29 protein-coding genes and 1 pseudogene are annotated in these 21,736 nt (G+C 61.9%); 23 read left to right on the top strand and 7 right to left on the bottom strand.

Annotated elements, in window-relative coordinates; all coding sequences use genetic code 11:
* Positions 1–9 precede the first annotated feature (9 nt).
* The 17 genes from U9J33_RS20130 (at position 10) to U9J33_RS20050 (ending at position 8,680) form a co-directional block, all read left to right on the top strand.
* Positions 10–207: a hypothetical protein gene (locus U9J33_RS20130; protein ID WP_324699798.1), complete on the top strand. Its 198-nt coding sequence runs from the start codon at positions 10–12 to the stop codon at positions 205–207.
* Positions 204–476 (top strand): hypothetical protein, encoded by a 273-nt coding sequence (locus tag U9J33_RS20125; RefSeq protein ID WP_185999963.1) that lies wholly within the window; start codon positions 204–206, stop codon positions 474–476. The genes U9J33_RS20130 and U9J33_RS20125 overlap by 4 nt, the downstream gene beginning before the upstream one ends.
* A gap of 414 nt (positions 477–890) precedes the next feature.
* Positions 891–1,430: a lipocalin family protein gene (locus U9J33_RS20120; RefSeq protein ID WP_324699797.1), complete on the top strand. Its 540-nt coding sequence runs from the start codon at positions 891–893 to the stop codon at positions 1,428–1,430.
* A gap of 550 nt (positions 1,431–1,980) precedes the next feature.
* Positions 1,981–3,090, top strand: coding sequence for a DUF2213 domain-containing protein (locus U9J33_RS20115; RefSeq protein WP_324699796.1), 1,110 nt, complete (start codon positions 1,981–1,983; stop codon positions 3,088–3,090).
* A 3-nt stretch (positions 3,091–3,093) separates the two neighbouring features.
* Positions 3,094–3,501, top strand: a complete 408-nt coding sequence (locus tag U9J33_RS20110; protein ID WP_324699795.1) for a head decoration protein — start codon at positions 3,094–3,096, stop codon at positions 3,499–3,501.
* Positions 3,458–4,021, top strand: a complete 564-nt coding sequence (locus U9J33_RS20105; protein ID WP_324699794.1) for a major capsid protein — start codon at positions 3,458–3,460, stop codon at positions 4,019–4,021. Before U9J33_RS20110 ends, U9J33_RS20105 begins: the two co-directional genes overlap by 44 nt.
* Positions 3,982–4,239: a major capsid protein gene (locus tag U9J33_RS20100; protein ID WP_324699793.1), complete on the top strand. Its 258-nt coding sequence runs from the start codon at positions 3,982–3,984 to the stop codon at positions 4,237–4,239. Before U9J33_RS20105 ends, U9J33_RS20100 begins: the two co-directional genes overlap by 40 nt.
* Before the next feature lie 175 nt (positions 4,240–4,414).
* Complete coding sequence (locus U9J33_RS20095; RefSeq protein ID WP_324699792.1) at positions 4,415–4,711, top strand: hypothetical protein; 297 nt, start codon at positions 4,415–4,417, stop codon at positions 4,709–4,711.
* A 471-nt stretch (positions 4,712–5,182) separates the two neighbouring features.
* Positions 5,183–5,578: a DUF4054 domain-containing protein gene (locus U9J33_RS20090; RefSeq protein WP_324699791.1), complete on the top strand. Its 396-nt coding sequence runs from the start codon at positions 5,183–5,185 to the stop codon at positions 5,576–5,578.
* Complete coding sequence (locus U9J33_RS20085) at positions 5,578–5,955, top strand: hypothetical protein (protein WP_324699790.1); 378 nt, start codon at positions 5,578–5,580, stop codon at positions 5,953–5,955. Before U9J33_RS20090 ends, U9J33_RS20085 begins: the two co-directional genes overlap by 1 nt.
* Positions 5,948–6,379: an HK97-gp10 family putative phage morphogenesis protein gene (locus tag U9J33_RS20080; protein ID WP_082370240.1), complete on the top strand. Its 432-nt coding sequence runs from the start codon at positions 5,948–5,950 to the stop codon at positions 6,377–6,379. Before U9J33_RS20085 ends, U9J33_RS20080 begins: the two co-directional genes overlap by 8 nt.
* Positions 6,379–6,558 (top strand): hypothetical protein, encoded by a 180-nt coding sequence (locus U9J33_RS20075; RefSeq protein ID WP_054436290.1) that lies wholly within the window; start codon positions 6,379–6,381, stop codon positions 6,556–6,558. The genes U9J33_RS20080 and U9J33_RS20075 overlap by 1 nt, the downstream gene beginning before the upstream one ends.
* Positions 6,530–6,976 (top strand): tail completion protein gp17, encoded by a 447-nt coding sequence (gp17, locus tag U9J33_RS20070; protein ID WP_324699789.1) that lies wholly within the window; start codon positions 6,530–6,532, stop codon positions 6,974–6,976. Before U9J33_RS20075 ends, gp17 begins: the two co-directional genes overlap by 29 nt.
* Before the next feature lie 80 nt (positions 6,977–7,056).
* Positions 7,057–7,458 (top strand): hydroxyisourate hydrolase, encoded by a 402-nt coding sequence (uraH, locus tag U9J33_RS20065; RefSeq protein ID WP_324699788.1) that lies wholly within the window; start codon positions 7,057–7,059, stop codon positions 7,456–7,458.
* A 56-nt stretch (positions 7,459–7,514) separates the two neighbouring features.
* Positions 7,515–7,760 carry a hypothetical protein gene (locus U9J33_RS20060; RefSeq protein WP_324699787.1) on the top strand — a complete coding sequence of 82 codons (246 nt, stop codon included), beginning with the start codon at positions 7,515–7,517 and terminating at the stop codon, positions 7,758–7,760.
* A 39-nt stretch (positions 7,761–7,799) separates the two neighbouring features.
* Positions 7,800–8,252, top strand: coding sequence for a hypothetical protein (locus tag U9J33_RS20055; RefSeq protein WP_324699786.1), 453 nt, complete (start codon positions 7,800–7,802; stop codon positions 8,250–8,252).
* A complete protein-coding gene (locus tag U9J33_RS20050; protein ID WP_324699785.1) occupies positions 8,252–8,680 on the top strand; it encodes a GTA-gp10 family protein in 429 nt (142 codons plus the stop codon). Before U9J33_RS20055 ends, U9J33_RS20050 begins: the two co-directional genes overlap by 1 nt.
* 31 nt (positions 8,681–8,711) lie before the next feature.
* On the opposite strand, the gene U9J33_RS20045 is transcribed toward U9J33_RS20050, so the two are convergent.
* Positions 8,712–9,880 (bottom strand): IS3 family transposase gene (locus tag U9J33_RS20045; RefSeq protein WP_292637164.1). Its coding sequence is split into 2 segments (ribosomal slippage): positions 8,712–9,619 and positions 9,619–9,880, totalling 1,170 coding nucleotides; the frame shifts between segments, so codons are not numbered across the junction.
* Positions 9,881–9,944: 64 nt separating this feature from the next.
* Positions 9,945–10,241: pseudogene (locus U9J33_RS20040) on the bottom strand (IS5 family transposase); the annotation flags it as partial.
* Between the two features lie 208 nt (positions 10,242–10,449).
* Here U9J33_RS20040 and U9J33_RS20035 point away from each other — a divergent pair.
* Positions 10,450–10,680: a hypothetical protein gene (locus U9J33_RS20035; protein WP_165913397.1), complete on the top strand. Its 231-nt coding sequence runs from the start codon at positions 10,450–10,452 to the stop codon at positions 10,678–10,680.
* Between the two features lie 129 nt (positions 10,681–10,809).
* Here the strand turns inward: U9J33_RS20035 and U9J33_RS20030 are convergent, their stop codons facing one another.
* Positions 10,810–12,066: an IS701 family transposase gene (locus tag U9J33_RS20030; protein ID WP_185997635.1), complete on the bottom strand. Its 1,257-nt coding sequence runs from the start codon at positions 12,064–12,066 to the stop codon at positions 10,810–10,812.
* A 162-nt stretch (positions 12,067–12,228) separates the two neighbouring features.
* Here U9J33_RS20030 and U9J33_RS20025 point away from each other — a divergent pair, with 162 nt between their 5' ends.
* The 5 genes from U9J33_RS20025 to U9J33_RS20005 all read left to right on the top strand — a co-directional run bounded on the left by U9J33_RS20025 (position 12,229) and on the right by U9J33_RS20005 (position 18,375).
* On the top strand, positions 12,229–13,017 hold the full coding sequence (locus tag U9J33_RS20025; RefSeq protein ID WP_156336404.1) for a HEPN domain-containing protein: 789 nt from the start codon (positions 12,229–12,231) through the stop codon (positions 13,015–13,017).
* 339 nt (positions 13,018–13,356) lie between these two features.
* Positions 13,357–13,872 (top strand): RNA polymerase sigma factor, encoded by a 516-nt coding sequence (locus tag U9J33_RS20020; RefSeq protein ID WP_054434582.1) that lies wholly within the window; start codon positions 13,357–13,359, stop codon positions 13,870–13,872.
* Between the two features lie 99 nt (positions 13,873–13,971).
* A complete protein-coding gene (locus U9J33_RS20015; protein ID WP_054434584.1) occupies positions 13,972–14,964 on the top strand; it encodes a FecR family protein in 993 nt (330 codons plus the stop codon).
* 126 nt (positions 14,965–15,090) lie between these two features.
* Positions 15,091–17,562: a TonB-dependent siderophore receptor gene (locus U9J33_RS20010; protein ID WP_221937324.1), complete on the top strand. Its 2,472-nt coding sequence runs from the start codon at positions 15,091–15,093 to the stop codon at positions 17,560–17,562.
* A 240-nt stretch (positions 17,563–17,802) separates the two neighbouring features.
* Complete coding sequence (locus U9J33_RS20005; protein ID WP_243692795.1) at positions 17,803–18,375, top strand: energy transducer TonB; 573 nt, start codon at positions 17,803–17,805, stop codon at positions 18,373–18,375.
* 446 nt (positions 18,376–18,821) lie between these two features.
* Here the strand turns inward: U9J33_RS20005 and U9J33_RS20000 are convergent, their stop codons facing one another.
* From U9J33_RS20000 to U9J33_RS19985, 4 genes are read right to left on the bottom strand one after another with little or no spacing between them, the layout of a single operon-like run.
* Positions 18,822–19,373, bottom strand: coding sequence for a carboxymuconolactone decarboxylase family protein (locus U9J33_RS20000; protein WP_054434586.1), 552 nt, complete (start codon positions 19,371–19,373; stop codon positions 18,822–18,824).
* 55 nt (positions 19,374–19,428) lie between these two features.
* Complete coding sequence (locus U9J33_RS19995; protein ID WP_054434588.1) at positions 19,429–19,737, bottom strand: DUF1330 domain-containing protein; 309 nt, start codon at positions 19,735–19,737, stop codon at positions 19,429–19,431.
* Positions 19,738–19,755: 18 nt separating this feature from the next.
* On the bottom strand, positions 19,756–20,571 hold the full coding sequence (locus tag U9J33_RS19990; RefSeq protein WP_324699784.1) for a TauD/TfdA family dioxygenase: 816 nt from the start codon (positions 20,569–20,571) through the stop codon (positions 19,756–19,758).
* Positions 20,572–20,618: 47 nt separating this feature from the next.
* Positions 20,619–21,734: an NADH:flavin oxidoreductase gene (locus U9J33_RS19985; protein ID WP_185999947.1), complete on the bottom strand. Its 1,116-nt coding sequence runs from the start codon at positions 21,732–21,734 to the stop codon at positions 20,619–20,621.
* Between the last annotated feature and the right edge of the window lie 2 nt (positions 21,735–21,736).

The raw sequence follows: 21,736 nt of genomic DNA, 5'->3' as shown, positions 1-21,736 counted from the left end.
GCCGGTTCAATGAAATACGACCTCGCCACCATCATTCGCCGTGCAAACCCCGGCATCCGCCGCAAGAGCATCGTCCTGCGAGATATTGCGCCCCCGGCCGTGCTGGCGACGAACTTGCATAGGTCTGTGTATAAACCTGTGGCGGATGCGTGGACAGCCAGTGCAGATCGCATCGCGATGCTTACGCGCGCACCGTCGCGGAGATGACCACTGACGCCCCGGCAGACGTGAAGGCCGAGATCGATGGCGCTGCAGAGCAGGTGAACCGCCTGCTCCTGCTGCTGACGCCGGAACTGCGCGGCTGGGCACTGAAGGTGGAGCGCTGGCAACGTGGCAAATGGCGCGGCGCGGTCCTGTCGGCCACCGGCGTCGATCTTGAGACGATTATCGGTGCTGGCGACATGCGCGCCACGCTCGAAACCACGATCGGGTGGAACACGGACCTGGTGCGCAATGTGTCCGACCAGACACGCTAGCGCATCAGCAGCGCCGTGTTCGATGGCCCGCTGAGCCGGACGCCCGCGCGCGATGTGGCCAAGTCGATCAGCGAGGCCACGGCGCTTGGCCGGGGCCGGTCGATTCGCATTGCCTCGGACTAGCTGAACAAGCTCACGTCATCGATGGCCGACGAGCGCCGCCGGGAAGCGGGCATTGATACGTGGATCTGGCGGCATAGTCGAAAGGCCCACCCGCGCGCGGATCACCAGGCGCGGGATGGGAAGGAATACACCGATGACACAGCGCCGCAGGATTTGCCGGGAAGGCTTCCTTATTGCGGCTGCAGATCCCAGGCGGTCATCAAGTTCGCTTAGACAATGGTGTCCGTCTTGCGATTATTGAAACCGATTCCGCTCCTGTCGCTTATCAGGCGTGAGAACACAGGAGCTTTCATGCGAAAGACAACGATCGCCATCGCGGTAGCAGGGACCACACTCTTGCTCGGGGCCTGCGCTGCCATCCCTCGGCCGGGACCAGTAGGGAACAATGCAGTTCCCCCACCAGCCAAGCCGGTTGATGTGAGCCGCTACATAGGCCGCTGGTACGAGCAGTACCGCTACGAAGCCTCGTTCCAGAAGGATATGGAAGGCGTCAATGCGAATTACTCGCTCAATGACGACGGCACTTTGAAGGTCGTCAACCGCGGCCTTCGCAAGGGGAAATGGAAGGAATCCATAGGTAAGGCCAAGATCGTGGACGCTGCGACAAACGCAAAGCTGAAGGTGTCGTTCTTCGGACCATTCTTCGGCAATTACTGGGTCCTGGATCATGGCGATGATTACGAATGGTCGATCGTCGGAGAACCATCGGGCCGGTACCTCTGGGTGCTCACTCGTGACGCCCGCCCCAGTGCTGAACTGCTTTCGAGCCTAGAGTCGCGGGTGAAGGCACTGGGATACGACTGGTCGCTGGTCCGTCGGACGCAGCAGTAAGTCGCGACCAGGCACGCGCCGATGCGAGGGCACCGCAGAATCTGCCGGGGCGGCTGCCCTGCTGCGCGTGCCGGTCGCAGGCTGTCGTGAAGTTCGATTAGCTCACCAAGCGTCTTGATAACCAATCCGCGGCATCTGCGGCAACTTTGGCAGGGGCTGTAGGGGCGGCAGTGGCGGAATAGGCGGAATTCGGGGGAGGCGGGGGAGACGTGGCATGGCCGAGGTCTGGCGCTGGATGTAAGCGTCATTGACCAATTGCCCGAGATAATGTCCGTCGCTTCCCCAGGCATCATTGCCTTCGAGGTAGCCGCGGTAATTCCCTTGCTCGTCGAATATGTTCACGCCGCTGGTGTATCAATCATAAGTACCGTCCCACCGAAATAGATGTGCCATAATAAATCCTCCGATACGTTTTCATTCTGAATAATAACACTTGTGGAGTCGCGTTCCAGATCGTCACAGCTTCATACTGGCACACTTCGAGCGCGGTAAAGTCGACCTAAGGCTCATCCTACCGTCCCGGCTATGCAATTTCAGGACAGCCTCACCCTTGACGCACCCCGCCGGATCGAAGGCGGCGCCATGGCGCGTTCGCGCACGCGCGGCGCGCACTGGCGTGTATCAGTACGGCCGCTCCGAGGTAGATCCGGACAACAAGCACGGCCTGCGCGACACCGCGCTAGTCAACGTGCTCCGCAACGACGGCACCGTCTTCGACGAGAAGTCCGTCCGCAGCTTCATCGGCAAGCCGGTCACCGACGATCACCCCGCCGCCCCCGTCACGACCGAGAACTGGCGCGATCACGCGCGCGGCACGATCATGGGCGCGATCCGCGACGGCGATTACCTCGCTTTCGACCTGCTGCTGACAGACGCCGAGGCCATTGCCAAGGTCGAGAGCGGCAAGCGCGAGCTGAGCAACGGCTACAGCAGCGACCTCGAATTCGGCGACTTCACTGCAGCGGACGGCACTAAGTGCCAAGCCCGGCAGAAGTCCATTACCGGCAATCACGTTGCGCTCGTCGATCGCGGCCGCGCCGGTTCCGAATGCGCCATCAAGGACGTGTTCGCCATCTGCGACACCCTTCCCACCAACCTTCTCGATTCACTCACTCAGGAGAGCCCTGTGCCGAAGATCGTTCTCATCGACGGGCTTTCCGTCGACGTGTCGAACGCGGACATCGCCGCTACGACCATCACCACCCTCATGACCGCCCGTGACACTGCCAACGGCAAGGTCGCGAGTCTCGAAACCCAGGTCGCCACCCTCACCGCCGAGGGCCAGACCAAGGACGCGAAGATCACCACGCTTGAGCAGGAGGTGAAGGACGCGAAGCCGACCCCCGCCCAGCTGCGCGACGCGGGCAAGGCGCTGCTCATCACCGCTGGCAAGGCCAAGGCCCTGGGCGTCACCGTCTCCGACGATATGGATGAAGCCGCGATCATGTCGTCCACCGTCTCGAAGCAGATGGGCGATGCCGCCAAGGGCTGGACCGCCGACCAGATCGCCGCCTCGTTCGCGGTCCTGACGAAGGACGCGAAGGTCGAGGACAACGGTGTTCAGTCGCTGGGCTCGCCCATCAACATGTCGGACGGCGCAGCGGCGTGGAACGACAACGTATTCCAGTCGGCCGGTGTGGCCATCAAGAAGGAAGCCTAAGCCATGGCAACTCTCACCGAGGGCATCCACACCGCTGGATTCCTGATTTCGGAGGCGCAGGGCATGTATCGCTCGCGCGACCAGGTTACGGTCGCGGGCGGCGCAGCCCCCGGCCTCTTCGCTGGCACGCTGCTCGGCAAGCTGACCGCCGGCGGGAATTTCGTCCGCCATGCACCCGGTGCATCGGATGGCTCGCAGACTGTGGCGGGCATCCTTTTCGAGGGCGTCGTCGGCACGGCCAAGCGCACCATCGTCTCGCGCGATGCGCAGGTGGTGGGGGCTCACCTCACCTATTCAGCGGGCGCTGACGCCGCAGCCATCGCAATCGCCAACGCGGCCCTCGACGCGCTCGGCATCATTCGACGAGATGGACTTCAACCCGCAGCTTCTCGGGCAGCTTGGCCTGTTTGACGCAATGCCTGTCAACACCCGCGACATCTGGGTTGATCGCCGGGGCGCGACTCTCGCACTCATCCCCTCGTCGCCGGTCGGCGCGCCGCCCGCCGAACTGGTACGCGACAATCGCGATGCCGTGCCGCTCAAGACCACGCGCCTCGCCAAGGGGTTCACGATCTACGCGGAAGAGGCTCAGGGCATCCGCGCCTTCGGATCGCAGACGGAACTTCAGTCGGTTCAGGGCGAGTACCTGCGCCGGATGTCCGATATGGAACTGACCCATGAGTTCCACCGCTTCGGCGCGCTGCAAGGCCTGCTGCTTGACGCTGACGGCACCACCGGCATCTATAACTATTACACGGCCTTCGGTGTGGCCCAGCCTGCTGCAATCAGCTTCGCACTGAACGTCGACACGACCGACGTGCGCGGCAAGTGCGCGCAGCTTATCCGCTTGATGAAGCGGGCATCGAAGGGCGCCTTCACCCCGGCGACAAGGTGCATGCTCTGGTCGGCGATGCGTTCTACGACGCGCTGATCAACCACCCGCAGGTGCGCGAAACCTACCTGAACTGGTCGGCCGCCGCTGACCTCCGCGGCAACATCAGCTTCGGCGACTTCGAGTACGGCGGCATCACCTGGCACAACTACCAGGGCACCGACGACAATTCGACCGTCGCTGTCGGCGTGGACAATGCTATCTTCTTCCCCGTCGGCGCGCAGGACGTGTTCAAGAAGTCGATGGCCCCCGCCTAGTTCGGACCCTACGTCAACACGCCTGGTCAGGACATCTACGCCCTGAACATCCCGGACTTCCAGCGCGCAGCATGGTCGCGCGGCGAACTCTACAGCTACCCGCTGTCCTTCAACCAGCGGCCCGATCTCATCGCCCGTGGCACGAGGACCTGAGGCATGAAGTACAAAGTACAAAGTGACCAACAACGACTTCCGCGCGAATGCCTTCCAAACTCCCGATGGGGTTAAGCTGCTGGAGCCTGGCGATACAGCCACGATCCACGTTTCCCAGCCCATCGGCGAAGTCGAGGGGCTGAAGGCCAAATTGCTCGACGACGAGGGCTACGAGGATGTGGACGCGCCGGACATTTCGAAGATGACGATGGCGGAACTCAAGGTCTTCGCTGAAACGAACGGCATCGACTTGGGCGAGGCGACCAAGAAGGACGACATCCTCGCCGCCATCGAATTGGCGAACGAGCCTAAGCTCTGATCCTATTGCTTTCGTCAAACGATGGGGCCGCCTCGCATTGTCGCGGCGGCCCTTTTCCTTGAAACGCAGGATTGAGGGTCGCCTAAACGATTGCCCCTCCAGAAAGTTCCCGAGAATCGACCGGGAATGATTGTTCGAGGATGGGACGATGAAACCGCTTGTCATCCACTGCTGTTTAGCGCAGCAATACATGGCGACCCGAAGGGATGAGCGAAAGCGAAATCTCAAAAAAACTACCCGGCCTATTTGTTAGGCCGGGTATTTTTTTTGGTATATCGCAATCTGCCAGAAGTGTGCACAAATACACGCCTGTTACAATGTTTTCGTATAAAATCGTTATCATCGGTTCTATATTGGACGCATGCCCCGTCGGGTCGCACCAAGGGGGCGCCGGTGAGTGTCTGGGCACCACCGGCGCTTGCTCCATGCTGATTGCGGTAATTTCCCCGATCCTTCCCGGCGTTTTGCAGTATGGCTTACGCTCGCCTCCCGCTCGCCCAATTCCAAGCAACCTACCCGGCGTTCTCCACGCTGACCGCAGAGCCTTACGCCGCCTGGGCAACCAAGGCCGAGGCGCGCGTCGGCGAGAACTACGGCTACGAGCAGCAGGATGCGACCGAGCTACTGACCGCCCACCTGCTCGCGCTCAACGGCGTGGGCCTGGCCCCTGGAACAGGGACGCTCGCTGCGACCGGCGTGACCAGCTTCAAGAGCGGCACTTTCAGCGCGACCCTGTCTGACAGCGTCGTCGCTCAGCACGCCAAGGGTGGATATCAGGCGACCCCATACGGCCAGCAGTTCGCCGAGATCCAGCGTCGCCTGTTCGGTGGCCCGCGCTTGGTCGGCTTCACCGGGTTGCCCTGCTGATGAACCTGCCCGCAGCCTTCGCAGAGATCGGCCTTGGCTTCTCGTCGCTGATCGGTGGGCCATACTGGCCTGCGCGCGTGATCGAGCAGATTGCCCCGGTCTACGGTGACGGCGGTTCGATCGTCATGCCGGGCGGTGTCTCCTATCGAGCCTGCCAAGCGCAGATCGACACGGCCACCCAGCGCATGCGCGAGGCCGAGGGTTACGTGGAAACAGACGCCGCTTTCACCGTCCTCACCGACACGCTGGAGGGCACCTTGAACACCGAGGCGCGGATCCAGATCACCGATGGGCCGCATGCTGGCATTTGGTCGGTCGAGCTGATCGAGCGGGACACTGCCGCCGCCGGGTGGGTCGGGCGCGGTCGCCGTGCCTAAGTCTCGGCTCATAGGCGCCAAGGCCCACGCAAACCGCCTCAAGAAGCTATCAGGGGAGAAGATGGTCCGCGAGGTCGGAAAGGCCCTGTTTGCCGCCGGTGAAATGATCCAGGTCGAGGCGCAAATCAGCATCACCGCCGGAGCGGTCAGCGGGAAGAAGCACGTACCTTCGGCGCCCGGTCAGGCACCGAACAACGACACCGGGACGCTGGCCGGGAACATCGAGACAAACCAGACGGCCCCGCTTGTCGTCGAGGTCAGCAGCAACGCGCCCTACGCGGGTGATCTGGAGTTCGGCACATCGAAAATGGCCGCCCGGCCGTACATGGCCCCTGCCCGTGACGCTAAAAGGAAAGAGGTCGAACAGCTCGTTCGCCGCGCCGTCGATAACGTCGTGCGCCAGAGCAAGTCAGGAGATTCGTAATGCAGACGGTGACCTTCGCTCGTGAGTTCCGGTACCCGCTGGGGAACAACCGCGAGGCGCGCTATCCGCCCAACGTCGAGATCGAGGTGACGGATGCCGTTGTCACCGCCGCCAGGAAGGCCGGCGCATTGAAGAAGGAGGAAAAACCGCGTGCCAAGCGACCTGCTGCGACAGACTGAGCGCGCCGCCGTCATCAGCCTGAAGGCAAATGCCGCGCTGCTGGACATAGTGGCAAAGACATCGATCGATCCCGTCGCCGAAGCGCCAGAATGGCCGTTTGTCCGCCTAGACGGAACGCAGTCGATCCCGGCTGGGCGCGGCTGCACTGCCCGCGCCGAGGTCAGCTTCATGCTTCACAGCTTCGCCAAGCCCCGATTCGTCGATGCCAACCCGGCCGGCGCAATGATCGAGACGGCAAAAGACCACGCCGCGCGGCTGAATAGCGCAGTCGTAGAGGCAATCCACAACCACGCCTTCACCGTCAGCTCTCGGCGCTATCGCTTCACTGTCCGCTCGTCCCGCCTGATGCGCGACGGGGCGGAAGCAGACGCTTGGCACAGGATCGCATTCATCGTGGCGAAGGCATACCTAGGTTAACGGCTCCCGCTCAAGAGGAGGAACCATTACATCGTCTAGATGCTCGTTCCTGTCCTTAACCAAATGACCAAGGCCCCTTCATGACGAAACTAAAGTACGCAGCTGCCTTCACGTTCGCCGCTTTGTCGCCAAACATAGCGCACGCTTCGGAGATCTCGACCCATGTCCTCGATCTAGCGCGGGGCGTCGGGGGCGCCGGGGTGCCTGTTGTACTCTACAAGTCCGAGGGCGGTGGCAAATGGTCAGAGGCCGGGCGCGCGCAGACCGATGAAAACGGTCGAGTGCGCAGCTTTGGTGCCTCTGCCGATCACGCCCCGGGTGTCTACAAGCTCCAGTTTGATATGTCCAAATACCCAGGCGTCGGCGCAGAACCGTTCTTCCCTGAGATAGACCTCGTCTTCCGGGTTACCGATGCCCAAGGACACTACCACGTACCGGTGGTGGTAAGCCCGTTTGGGTACTCAACATACCGCGGCAACTAAGGACTTTATGGGCAGGTGCCTTGCGGCACCCCTTTCTGCTGGTATGATGATTGGCGATGGACGCCCCTCTCGCCGAGTGCATGCTGCGCGCCTTCCTCACGCAGATGATCCGCACAGAGGCGGTGGACCCCGAAGACATTTCGGAAGCGGCCGACCGCCTCGACCGCGAGGGTGATGAGGAAGCGGCGCATGCGCTGCGCTGCCTTATCGTCCAAGCCTCGGCGCCGGAACTTTCTGATTGGAACGCCGACCGCGCCCGCGCTCGGATCCACGCCATTGACGGCGGTAAGGCCGAAGACTGAAGCGTTCTACCCTCCGGCAAGCCATGCTGGAGATTGCCCGTGTCCGAGCCGAATAGCGCCGACTTCGCCCTCATCAAGATCAAGACTGCTGACGGCCCGCCGGTGGTGATGACGCTGCTGTGCGGCATCGAGGGTGTGAATATCAACCGCACCGCCCAGACCAGCGAGCGCTATCGCCGCGACTGCGCCAAACCTAACCGCCCCGGCACCCGAAAGCTGCGGGTCACCGGCTCCTCGTGGCAGGTTACCGGTTCCGGCAATGACAACATCGACCTCGAAACCGAATGGACCGACGCTTTCGGCGTGCGCAAGGTCTACGAGGTCGAACTGTACAAGGACGACGGCACCGACGGTGGCGAGCTGATGGGCACCTATGGCGGCACCGCGATCCTGACGACCCGCAACCAGGCTTATGCGCAAGACGGCGACAGCGGCACGACCGAGGTTACCCTTGAAGGCGAAGGCCTGTTGACCTGGACCGTCGCGCCGTAATGCCGGACACTCGGGTCGAACTCGATTTTGCTGATGGCCGTTACTCGTTCTGGCTTGCCCTGCCTCATGTGATCGAGCTGGAGCGGAAATGCGGCGGGAAGTCGGTGTTCGCCATGTACGATGCGATGGGCGCCGGGCTCGGCACGGCCGGCGACGATCCCGTATATTTGGGCGTCGGCACCGCAATGGTGACCGAGATCCGCGAAACGATTCGGCTCGGGCTCATCGGCGGAAACTCCGGCTTCATCGACGGGGCTGAAATTGAAATCGGGCCCAACGGAGCGCGCAATCTCGTCGATGCATACACCTTCCCGGCGCGCCCGCTGATCGAAGGTCTCCATATTGCCTGGACCATCCTTCATGCGGCGATCGTCGGCATCGACCTAAAAAAAGCGGACGGCGCTGGGGAGAAGCCGCCGGCCCCCTGACCGGCCCCCACCGAGTGGTCCGGGTTGTTTGTTAGTGTAAGATTGCCTCCGGCGCCATGGCTGGCCGTAGGTGCAGCGTAGCGGAACCGGAGGGCAGCCATGGCGCCGTCGCCGTCTCCGGGGCCGGCGGTCGATACCCCAGCGAACTATGAGGCCTGACGGTGTTGTAGTGCCGCCGCCAGGCCTCGATCAGGATCTTCGCCTCGGCCAAGGTGTAGAAGATCTCCCCGTTCAAGAGCTCATCACGCATCGAGCCGTTGAAGGACTCACAGTAGCCATTTTCCCATGGGCTGCCGGGTGTAATGTAGAGCGTTTTCACGCCGATCTTCGCCAGCCATTGCTGCACGGCATTGGCGATAAATTCAGGGCCATTGTCTGACCGTATGTGCGCCGGCGGCCCCCGTGTGACGAACAACTCGGCGAGAGCCGCCAGCACGTCCTCGCTGCGCAGCCGTCGCGCGATGGGTAAGGCGAGGCACTCGCGGCTGGCCTCGTCGATGATCGACAGGATGCGGAACTTGCGGCCATCATGTGTGCGTCCCTCGACGAAGTCGTAAGACCACACATGGCCCGGATATTCCGGTCGCAGGCGGATACATGATCCGTCGTTGAGCCAGAGCCTTCCACGCTTCGGTTGCTTCTGCGGCACCTTGAGCCCTTCACGGCGCCAGATGCGCTCCACCCGTTTGCGGTTCACATGCCAACCGGCATCGCGCAGCAAGGCCGTCACCCGGCGATAGCCATAGCGGCCATACTGCCGGGCAAGCGCGATGATATCCTCGGTCAGGGCTGCTTCGTCATCCGCCCCACGCGGCGTTTTGCGCTGCGTCGATCGATGTTGCCCGAGCACGCGGCAGACCCGCCGCTCGGACACCGGCATCATGCCCCGGATATGATCGATACAGCGCCTGCGGCGCGCGGGGCTCAGAAGTTTCCCCGCGAGGCCTCCTGTAGGATCAACTTGTCCAGCGTCAGATCTGACACCGCCCGCCGCAACCGGGCGTTTTCCTTCTCAAGCTCTTTCATGCGCCGAGCCTGGTCCATCTTCAGGCCGCCATACTCCTTGCGCCAGCGGTAGTAGCTCTGCTCGGTGACGCCGATCCGGCGACACGCATCCGCCACCGTTCCGCCCTGCGCCAGCACGATCTCCGCTTCACGCAGCTTGCCGATGATCTCTTCCGGCTTGTGCTTCCTCGCCATTCAAGTCCTCCTTCGTGGCCAAATCTAAAACAGATTTTGGGCCACTCAGAAGGGGGCAGATCAGATGGGCGCGAACGGAAGTGCTGTCGATCATCTGGATATCGCCATCATGCGCGGCGGTGATGGCATCCATCATCCGGTCCCACACTCCGGCCTTCCGCCATCGCACGAACCGATTGTAGCAGGTAGTGCGCGGGCCATATCGCTCGGGCAGGTCGCGCCATGGTGCGCCGGAGCGCAAAACCCAGAAGATCCCGTTCAGCACGCGGCGGTCATCTACGCGCGGAACGCCTCGCGGCTTGTTGGGCAGCAGCGGCTCGATCACGCGCCACTCGAAGTCAGTTAGGTCGTATCGGCTCATGCCGACGCTGAATCAGCCTTGGGCATGAGATGCAATCAGATAGCGGTCAGCACCGGATCGTGCCAAAAATGTCCATATGAAGCCAAAGGCGAGCCTATACCTGCGGATGCGCCGTTTCGTGGATCACGATCAGTCCACGCGAATGCGACCGGCCACACCATTCCTCGGCATTTTGCCGATCGCACTTGCTGGGATGGTACAATCACGGTTGAGCGATACTGCGGCGATGTGGGCATGGATCATTGCTGTCACGATCGGCGGGGCCTGGACGGCCTTCGCTTGGTGGCGGGGCTATCGGCTTTTCAAGGCGTTCGGCCTACGCGGTGATCGTCAATTTGACGAGCGCGACAAGTTTGCTCTGGCACCTGAATACCACGGCAGCGAAAGTGCGACGAGGGCCAAGCAAAAGCGGAGGATCGGACGGCAGCGCGAGCGCTAATCGTCACACGCCCACGCTGCCGTTTATGAGTTTACGACCTAGCACTACTTTGGCAGAATTTGGTTAGATGGTTTAAACAGCGCCCCTCCGCAATGAGGGCAATGTCTTGGCGGTGAGCGCGACAAGCGGTCAAGGATGGCTTGGCGAACTGCTGGCAAACTGGGCTGAGGTGGCGGCCCGGAGACTCTTTTTTTTCCGGCCCGCCTGAGCGAGCCTTTGTGTTTGTAGAAACGCGTATGCCATCATTGTCATGAGCGCGTGTCGATGCAGCCCCGTCCATGACCTTCCCTCGAAGTGATCGAGGCCAAGTTCTTCCTTGAGTTGCTGATGAGCCTGTTCGCAAACCCAGCGGGCCTTGATCGCGCCTGCTAGCTCGCGGATCGAGGTTCCTGCGGGCAGATTGGAGAGGTAGTATTTGCGCTCGCCGTTCGAGCGATGCTCGCCCACCAGCCAAACCTCTTCGCCGGGCATATGCTGGGCTCCTGCAGAGCCAATCCGCTGGGGCGCGCCATCGGCGATGCGCACGCGCATGGCGGCAAAGCGGGCGCTCAGCATCCCCTTCGTTCCCCGCCTCCAACTGACCTGTCGCCATTTCGCATCCTCGAGCATGGCATGGGCCGCTCGGGATTTGACATCAGGCACGTGCCGGACACGTGGCCGGCCCCGTGTCGCTACCGGGAAAATCAATTGCACATCGGCTGGATAGACCTTCTGGTGCCGGGGAATACCGACCGCCCAGCATAGATCCCGGGCGGTGAGTGCCTGTCGGAACGACGCCGAGAGCCCATAGCCGGCATCGGCCAAGACGCAGCCGAAGCGAACGCCGGCAGCGATTGCGCGGTCGATTTCCTCCACTGCGATCTCGGGCTTTGTGCGGTAGCTCTGCAAAGGCTCAGGCACGCCAGCTTTGGTCATCCGCGCCGCATCGTCGGTCCAGCTTTCCGGCAGGAACAGGCGCAGGCTCAGCATGATGGGTACTTCGCCTGATGCGAGCGTTACCGAAACCATCGTCTGACAATTCGCATTCTTGCCGAGCACCGTTGCATATTGCGGGGCGACACCGACCGAAGCTTTGCCCTTCTTGGGCAAGGCCGTATCGTCGATGATCAGCCAGGCCTTGTTGCCGCCGACCAATTGATCTGCCTGGCTCCACAAGATCGCTTCCAGCGGGGCGCTGTCCCACAGGCCGGCACCGATGAAATGATGCAGCCGGTCATAAGGGATGGCATCAGTTCGAGCTGCCATGGGCTGAATGCTCTTGCGATCGCCAGGCCCAATCAAGCCGGCAATATAGGCCGGGCACATCCGCCGCCGCGTCTTGTTCGCCAGACTTCCCAGATATGGCTCAAGCCAACGCTCCAGATCTGCTTGCCAGTCCTCGTCCATCGCCAGCCTCCATAAAAGCTGGCTCCTCATGAATCACGCATTCAACGCCAAGGGAATCCTAAAAATCAACGTTCTGCCAAAGTAGTGCTAGAATTTCTCTTTTTCGAACTCGCGAACTCGCTGGTCCTATCCACGCAGGAATGGAAACGACAGGGACGCATTTTGAAAGTCATCCTGTTCGGCGCCTATGCACGCGGTACTGGAACGCGGGAGTTACCGGGCGGGCGTACGCCAAAGTACTCGATCCTTGTGGTGGTTAGCGATGACCGGCTTGCGCAAAAATCCGACTTTCCATTGCATGCAGAAGATCGACTCATGCGTGAACATGCCATCACGCGGCAACTTGCCGTACCGATCAGCCTGTCGATCCGCGGTATCAAGTCGGTCCACCGCGATCTGTCGCACGGTAAATCGTTTGTGTGTGGGGCGGTGGCTGACGGCACAGTACTCTACGAACTACCAGGTCATCCCCTGTCATTGCCAATGGTGCCGGACCACGCTGCCGTGCTTCAGGAGCGCCGCGCGGATTTCGATTACTGGTTCTCCAGCGCGAGCGAATTCCTGGAGTTTGCCCAGATTTCGCTCGCCCGCAAGTGGCTCAATCGGGCGGTCTTCCAATTTCATCAGGCGACGGAGGTCCTGTACCACACCGTACTGTATATGCTGACGGGAGACAGTCCGCGATCGCAAAACGTTACCTGGCTTCGTGACCGAAGCGAGGACATCGTGCCTGCGTTGGCGAGGGCGTGGCCTAGCGAAACGAAGTCGGAAAAACGCTGCTTCAAGCGGCTGCACGACTCCTACGTGAAGTCGCGATACGATCGCCAATATCGGATCTCTGAAGACGAGCTGGCTTGGATTGCGGGGCGTGTAGATTACCTGCATTCCGAAGTTCAGGCATTGTCTTGCGACCGATTGGGAGTAGATTTTATGGTGCGCGGCGAGACCTAAGTATCCCTGATATAGCTCTTCAGACTGGACCTTGGATGCATTTGTACCGGCGTCCCGCTAATATCTGAATGGCGCTAGAAATGTTGCAGAGAGCATTCGAATGAATTTTTTTGGGCCGACAGAGGAATGTCGCGTTTGGAGAAGTGAAAGTGAGATAGCTGCCGGTCGCTAAAAGGCAGGGCAGAATGTGCGATAAAGCTTCGCTCAGAGTATAACGCTATCAAATTAGTGCTTGAGCGTGGTCACATTGCTGAATGTTATGCTCTTGGCGCTGTCAAAAGTGTCGCTGTACCCACGCAGTTGCGATTCATTCGCAACATCGATAGGGCGCATTTCGCCATGTCGAGCAACTCCGCCTTGCTATCCCGTCTGCTGACCACCGAGCGCGCCGCCCTGGTGCGCTGGCTGGCGAGGATGGTGGGCAGCGTCGCGGCAGCAGAGGATGTCGCGCAGAACCTATATTTGCGCGTGCAGAGCGTGAAAGACGATCCGCCGATCATCAACAAGCGCTCCTTCCTGTTCCGCCTCGCCTCGAACCTGGCGCTGGATCATCTACGCGCCGCGCGGCGACAGGCAGCCCTGTTTGTCGAGGAAGCCGATGGTCACGGCGTCCCTTCGCCGGATCCCAATGCTGAAACGCGCCTGCTCGATCAGGAAAAAGTTCGCCAGATTGCTGCGGTAGTCGATACGATGCCGCTCCGCTGCCGACAGGTCTTCGTGCTGGTCAAGATCGACGAATTGAGCGTCTCGGAAGCAGCGGAGCGGTTGTCGATCAGCCAGGACATGGTGCGCAAGCATATCCGTCATGCCCTGGTGCTGTGCCATCGGGCTTTGTCGGACGCGGCCGAAGCATGAGCGATCCTGCGATGACACCCTATCGTTTTGCTTGCGCCGAACGTCATGGGATGAAAGCGGAATGCAGATTGGCGGCAATTTCGCATGGGAAATGACTGTATGCCGCGTGATACCGAGGCGCCTTTGCCGAATTCGCTTGCCGATGAAGCGGCCTATTGGGTTTCCGCCGATTTCGACGGCGAACTGCCTGCCAAAAAGCGAGCCGAGCGCGATGCCTGGCTGGCCCGAGATCCAGAACACGCGCGCGCCTATGCGCGGATGCAGGACCTCTGGATGCAGATGGGCGCCGTGCCCGAGACTCCGGCGCTGCGCGCATCCCTGCCGCAAGAGCCCGTTCGCAAGACCCGAAGGCTCGCTCGGCCAGGGGCACGCGTGCGGCGGCGCTGGGCAATTTCCGCGATCGCCGCAAGCCTCATTTTTGCGTTGGTCTGGTCGGCGCAGGGCTGGATGACGATGCTCCAGGCTGACGCGATGACCGGAACCGGCGAGAGGCGCACGATGCGACTTGCCGATGGTTCCACGATGCAGTTGGGGACACACAGCGCAGTGGCTTTCGAATTTGCAGGCAACCGCCGCGTGGTCCGGCTACTGACCGGCGAGGCTGCATTCACCGTGGCACCCGATCCATCGCGCCCGTTCCGCGTGCAGGCGGGCGCGGGATCGACGACGGCGCTCGGCACCCGTTTCCTCGTCCGGCGCGACGGCGCCGAAACGCGTGTAACCGTCACCGAACACAAGGTGCGCATTCGCTATCCGGCCGAGGACGGCACCTCTGCCGTCCTGCACGAAGGCAAGAGCCTTTCCTATGGGCCCGCAGCAGGGATCGGCCCTGCATTCACGGTCAACCCGGACGATGCCATGGCGTGGACCGAAGGAGCGCTGGTGTTCAAGGATGCGCCGCTCAGCGAGGTCGTCGCCGAGATCGGGCGCTACCATCGAGGCTATCTGGGGGTAGTCGGTGCGGCGCGTGACTTGCGCGTCAGCGGGGTGTTCCACATCGACGATCCGGTTGCGGCCATCGCTCAACTCCGCAGCTCTCTGGGGCTGCGTTCGGCCCAGCTCACTGACCGCATGATCTTGATTTTCAGCTGATTTTCCGGTCAGGCGAAAAAATTTTCAACCTGAGCTCTCGTTTCGCAAACCATGATCGTCATAGATGCAAGGCGTTCGCATTAGCAATAACGCCTCGAGTTCAACGACGTTCGGGGATTATCCAGAGTGAAGATTTCGACAAAGGCGCGCGGCGGGCAGCGCGCGAGCGGCAGGCTGATGGCCGCCGTACTCCTTGCCGGTACGACGATGGGGCTTTCGGCCGGGATCGCCGCTCCGGCGCTGGCGCAAGAAGCCCGGAGCTACGATATTCCCGCCGGCGCGCTGGCCGATGTTCTCAACAGCTATGCCCGGCAGGCCGGTGTCGAACTGGCCTATCGCGCCGAATTGACAGCGGGCGTTTCAAGTCCCGGTCTCAAGGGCAGCTTTGCCCCGGCGGAAGGCCTTTCGCGCATTCTTGCCGGTAGCGGGGTGACCTTCCGCCAGACCGGGCCGCGCGCCTTCACGCTGGAGGCTGCACCTCGAACCGCGGATGGCACCATCCAGCTTGGGCCGGTGCAGGTTCAGGGCAGTGATGGCGGAAACGGCGGCAGCCTGGCTGGACTGACCAGCGATCCTGCCGTGAGCGAGGGAACCCGTTCCTACACCGTACGCAGCACCTCGACCGCCACCAAGCTGGCTCTCTCCCCGCGGGAGACGCCCCAGTCGGTCTCGGTCGTCACGCGCCAGAAGATGGACGACCAGAACGTTCAGTCGCTCGACGATATTGCCCGCACCACGACGGGGATTACCTATACCAAGCTCGGGACCGACCGCTCGACCTATTACGCGCGCGGATCGGAGATCACCGATATCCAGTTCGACGGAATTCCGAGCAACATTTCCGAGAACTACTCGATGGACGTGATGTCCACCGCGAACATGGCGATCTACGACCGGGTCGAGGTGGTGCGCGGTGCCAACGGACTGTTGCAAGGCACCGGCAATCCTTCCGCAGCGATCAATCTCGTGCGCAAGCGGGCGACGCGCGACTTTCAACTGGGTGTCGAGGCAGGCATTGGATCATGGTCCAACTATCGCGGGCAGGTGGACGTTTCCGGGCCGATCACCAAGGGCGGCGACGTGCGCGCGCGCGCCGTGGCTTTCTACAACAACGCGGGCAGTTACCGTGACGGCGCCAGCAGGGACAATCGCCTGCTGTACCTGACGGCGGAAGCCGATCTTACCCCCGGCACGTTGCTGCGCGTCGGCGGCACCGCGCAGCGCGATTACAACCACGGCTACGACTGGGGCGGGCTCAACACCGACGTCAGCGGTGCGTTCTACGATCTGCCGCGTTCGGCCTCGCTGGCGGGCAAGTGGGCCTATCTCAAGCGCCGCAACTATTCGGCCTTCGGCGAACTGCAACAGCAGATCGGCAGCGACTGGAAGATCGTGGTCGCCCCCAGCGCGATCTGGTCGGACGCGGACTTTCGCTCGTCCTATCCGGCACGTTCCTCTGGCGACATCTACCGGCTGGTGGTCTCCGACGTGGACTACCGGGACCGGCAGGTGGGGCTCGACGTCTATGCCACCGGCCATTACCGGCTGCTGGGCGGCGAGCATCAGCTAGTCCTCGGCGGCAGCCTGCGGCGCGACAAGTTCGATTTCACGATCCACACCGCATCCAATACGCCGACCGTCGACATCACCGACTATGACTATGCGTCGATCACAGCCCCGGTGCTCAACACCGCCAGCACTTATTACAATTACAACCGCAAGGAAGGCGGCCTTTACGGTTCGACCCGTCTGGCTCTGGCCGATGGGCTTCATGCCATTCTCGGCGCACGCCTGAGCTGGTCGAGCTACACCGTCCTGAGCCCTTACGTGAACGACGAATACAGCTCGAAAGCCCGGTTCCTGCCCTACGCCGGGGTTGTCTACGATCTCGACAACCACCATTCGCTCTACGTCAGCTACACGGAAGTCTACAAGACGCAGAGCTACTACAGCGCGGGCAATACGCTGCTTGATCCGATCCAGGGACAGAACTACGAAGCCGGGGTAAAGGGCGAATACTTCGACGGGCGCCTGAATGCATCGTTGGCGGTGTTCCAATCCAGCCTGCTCAACATGCCCGAGGCCACGACGGCGGACAAGACGTGCGGCGTCACCGGTACGTCCACCTGCTACGTCGAAGGCGGGCGCGTACGCAACCGCGGCTTTGAAGTCGAGGTTTCCGGCTCTCCGCTGCCGGACTGGAACGCGACGCTTGGCTTCACCTATAGCGATCCCGAATATGTCGCAGGCGTCAACAAGGGGACGGACTACAACACCCGCATTCCGCGCAAGCTGTTCAAGTTCTCGACCGACTACCGCCTGCCGGGCAGCTTCAACCGCATGCGGCTGGGCGGCGACCTTTATGTCCAGAGCAAGATGTATACCCAGACCGCAAGCTATACGATCAAGCAGGGCGGTTACGCGCTGGTTGGACTGCACGCGCGCTATGATGTCAGTGAAGCGGTCGAACTGGGTCTCAACGTCAACAATCTGCTGGACAAGACCTACTACCAGTCGATCCCGACCTCGAACAACTTCGGCGGATTGTTCTACGGCGATCCGCGCAGCGTGATGGCAACGGTGCGCGGACGTTTCTAAGTGCCATCCAACAAGCCGATTATACTGTCACCCTCCTCGGACAGCCCTGCGCTACCCGAGGAGTGTGACCCTGCGCGAGATGACACTGTCGGCTGGCGATTTGCGAGCGATTCAAGAACCTTTCGCTACGCGGACCAAACGGATTCGCTGACCACGCGTCTGGTCGGATTGGGCGGGACAAGCGCGATCGGCCTGGCCATTCTTGCTGGGCTGTTCCTGACCTGGCAGACTTATACGGCCATGCCGCCGCCTGCGACGCTGACGGCGTTCAATGTCGCACGCCCGGCTGCTCCGCCCGAACCCGTTCGCGAAGTGCCGCCAGGGCCGGAGCAGGTGAAGAAGGACAAGCCCGTCCCGAAGCCTCAAGTACCCGAGATCGAAGCGCCGAAGATCGTCATTCCGACCGCCAATGTCGTGGCAGCAACGCCGCCTGCCAAACTCGTGCCGCCCGATCCCGGCCCTCCGGTGAAGGATACTACGGCGCCAGCCAGCAAGCCCGTGCCGCCCGCCCCGCAAGTTTCGAGCGGCAGGCCGACATGGCAGGGCCTCGTCCTCGGCGCCCTCGACAAGGTGAAGCGCTATCCGCGAGACGCCCATTTCGCACGGCAGCAGGGCGTTCCGTACATCCGCTTCGCCATGGACCGGCAGGGCAAGGTACTGTCGGTCAGGTTGGAGCGCTCGTCAGGTGTCCGCTCGCTGGACAACGAGGCTTTGGCGCTTCCGAAGCGGGCGCAGCCGCTGCCCAAGCCGCCAGAGGATGTGAAGGGCGAAGCTATAGAACTGGTCGTGCCAGTTGAGTTCCTCATAACCTGACGGGGACCATTGCATGACCGTATCGACGCTCCCGATCCACCGCCGCACCCGCGCCGGCGCGGGCTGGCATTGAAGTCATGCCTCCCGGCAGTTCTTATGTCAGTCAGAACGGATTGATGTTGCTTTGCTGGATCGCGGAAGCTCAGAGAGGAGCAGGGTCAGTTTCGTCTTGGACAATCGCTGTCTGACCGCCGTCGTTGGGCGTTGCGTACTAGCGTTGGATGCGCCCCCTGCGCGAGTCTCAACTGACACTGTATTTTTCCCGCTTTCCGAAAGTCTGGCTACGACTGGTTTCAGGAGATGGCCCTGTCTTGCGGTATGACCGACTTGGGCGCGTTGCTGCCGTCTTGGTTTATCAGGGCCAGAGCGCCGTTCCAGCGAGCAGATGCCTGCGCGGCCATGGCGCTGTTCGCCTTGCGTCATTGCCCGGTTCCCGAGGTGACGCCTCAGATAAGCACGAGCCGTGGGAAGCCGGCAGCCTTTGCTTGCTGCATGATCCGAGGCTCGATTTCGGCGCCAGCCGTGTTGAGAATGGCGGCGAGCGCAATGTAGGCCCCGATGACGAAGACCAGTTCGATGACCTGCTGCGTTGTGAAATGCTCCACGAGTTGGGCGAGCGTCTGTGGCGCTATGCCACCCTCCGCGTAGATCTCGTCGGTGGCGCGTATCAGCAGGATTTCCAGGCCGGACCATTGGTCATCGGCATCGTCGTTCTGCAGCGCATCGAGATTCGCCTTGGTCAAGCCGGCGCGCGCTGCCGAAAGCGTGTGATGGATCCATTCGTAATCGGAGGCCCGCCGCCACGCGACGCGCGAGATCGCGATTTCCCTATACCACGCACAAAGTACGAAGCCTTCCGCGACCTTGGCGTTGAAGCGGAGCCAGGGATCAGCGAGCCCCGGTGCGCCAAGAGCAGGATCGAGTTGAAGTCCGAATCCGTGGTGGTCGAACCGGGCGGAAGCATGAGCGGAAATAGCGCCTCGACTTCCGGCGTCCACTGCTCTTCCGGCAAGTTCGATATCCGCTGGCCGTTCTGAAGTGCGCTGGCGCTCATCATTCCGGAAGGCCTTCGACGATGACGACGCGCCACTCGGCTGCATTTTTCCGGAAGGCTAGCGCCTCCTGGTAGGCAGGGCTTGCGTACCAGGCCCTTGCCTTTTCGATTGAGGGGAACTGCAGCATGACGACGCCGTCGGGATTGTCGCCTTCCAGTGCCTGAGAGGTGCCGTAGACCACCAGAGGACGGATTCCGAATTGCTGCTGGAAGGCTGCCGCGCTCTCCCGATTGCGCCGGGAGTATTCCGCGATCGCAGTCTCGTCCCGCACAGGGCTTTCGCGATAGACAATGATATAGGCAGGCATCGGTAGGGTCTCCCGTGTTCAGGCGATGGGTTCTTCACCGACAAGGGTCGTCCGGCTGAGCAGGCGGCCACTGTCGGCCGAATAGGCCTCGACGCGGTGCATCACGCCGGTATTGTCCCAAATGATCAGGTCACCCGATGTCCATTCGTGGCGATAGACGAATTGCGGCTGGGTGGCCCATGCCTGCATGTCATCGATGATCCTGCGGCCTTCCTCCTCGCTCATCCCGTCGATGCGGCCAGCGGTGAGGCCCAGCAGCAAGGACTTGCGCCCCGATCGATGCGTCCAGACCATCGGATGAACCTGTTCAGGGTGCTCGCGCCAGCGAGCCAGTTGCGCCTCGCTCGGATCGGGATGCATCGCGCGCTGGATGTATTCCTGCGAGTGGACCACGCGCAGGCTGTCCGCCTCTGCCTTTCGATCTGCCGGGAGATCGTCATAGGCGGCGTAAGTGTTGGCGAATTCGGTCTGGCCGCCGATTCTGGACAATACGCGCGCGGTCAGCAGCGAAGCCCGTGTTGGCACCATGTCCTGAGCACCGTCGACATGCCAGTGGACAGTGGCATGGAGGTAATCGGCGGTGTCATTCAGCGCGGGATCGAGCGAAATCTTGTAGATGCCCTTCATGCCCTGGTCGATCACCTCGCCGAGGGTCCGGGCGAAAGCGAGTTGCTCGTCATCGGTCAGGTTCAGTTCGCGAAACAGCAGAACCCCGCGCTGTTCCAGCAGTTCCCGTATATCCTCGCCCAGGCCCCCTTGGAGCAGATCCTGCTTGCTGGCCTTGATCTCCGTGCCGATGCGCGGGGTCAGGTCTGCGGTTTCGAATTTCATCATCTCTCTCCGATTGCGGTCTAACGGCAGCTCGATCACCCGCCTGCGCGTCAGACGAATTGCGCGAGGGCATCCGTTGAAAAGGGAACCATTTCGTCAAACCGGCCGGTCTGTGCCTTGTGGGCCCAGTCGGGATTGGTGATCAGCGCGCGGCCGATCGCGATCATGTCGAACTCGTCACGCTCCATGCGTTCGACCAGACTGTCGATGCTTGCAGGCTCAGAATGCTGGCCCTTGAATACCTGAAGGAAATCGCCGTCCAGCCCAACCGATCCGACGCTTATCGTCAGTGCACCGGTCAGCTTCTTCGCCCATCCTGCGAAGTTGAGGCCCTGCGCGCCGTCCGCTTCCGGAAACTCGGGCTCCCAGAACCGGCGCTGCGAACAGTGCAGCACATCCACACCGGCTTCGACCAGCGGTACGAGCCAGTCCGCCATCGCTTCGAGGGTCTGTGTCAGGCGTGCGCTGTAGTCCTGCTGCTTCCACTGGCTGACGCGCAGGATCAGCGGGTAATCGGGCCCGACCTCGGCGCGGATCGTGGCAATGATCTCAGCCGCGAAGCGCGACCGCTCCTTCAGTGTGGGGCCGCCATAGCGGTCATCGCGCAGATTGGTACCTGCCCAGAAGAACTGGTCGACCAGGTAACCATGGGCGCCATGGACTTCCACGCAATCGAAGCCGAGACGCTTGGCATCCGCTGCCGCCCGGGCAAAGGCGGTGACGGTATCGGCAATGGCTTCCTCGCTCATGGTGTCGCCGCGTGCCTGATCCGGTGCGATAAGGCCCGAAGGGCTTTCCACCGTGAAGTCAGGTTCCCAATCCATACTGCTGCTCCGGACCGCGCCAGTGTGCCAGATCTGCGGCGCTATCGCACCGCCGGCACCATGGACCGCGCCGACGACATCACCCCATCCTTCCAGATCGTCGCCGTAGAACCTGGGCACATTGGGCTCGTTCCGAGAGGCCGGCCGGTCCACCACGACGCCTTCGGTCACGACTAGCCCCACGCCGCCTTCAGCGCGCTTGCGATAATAGTTGGCATGCGCAGCGCCGACAGCTCCATCGATGGCGAAACCGCGCGTCATCGGCGCCATGACAATGCGGTTTTTCAGGGTCATCGACCCGATGCGCAGGGGGCGGAAAAGAACGTCGGCATTGCAGGCCATGG

Origin of the sequence: Novosphingobium sp. RL4, from assembly GCF_035658495.1 — a bacterium.
Classification (GTDB): Bacteria; Pseudomonadota; Alphaproteobacteria; order Sphingomonadales; family Sphingomonadaceae; genus Novosphingobium.
Note: the sequence above shows the minus strand (reverse complement) of the source record. Positions and strands in the feature narration are given on the sequence as shown.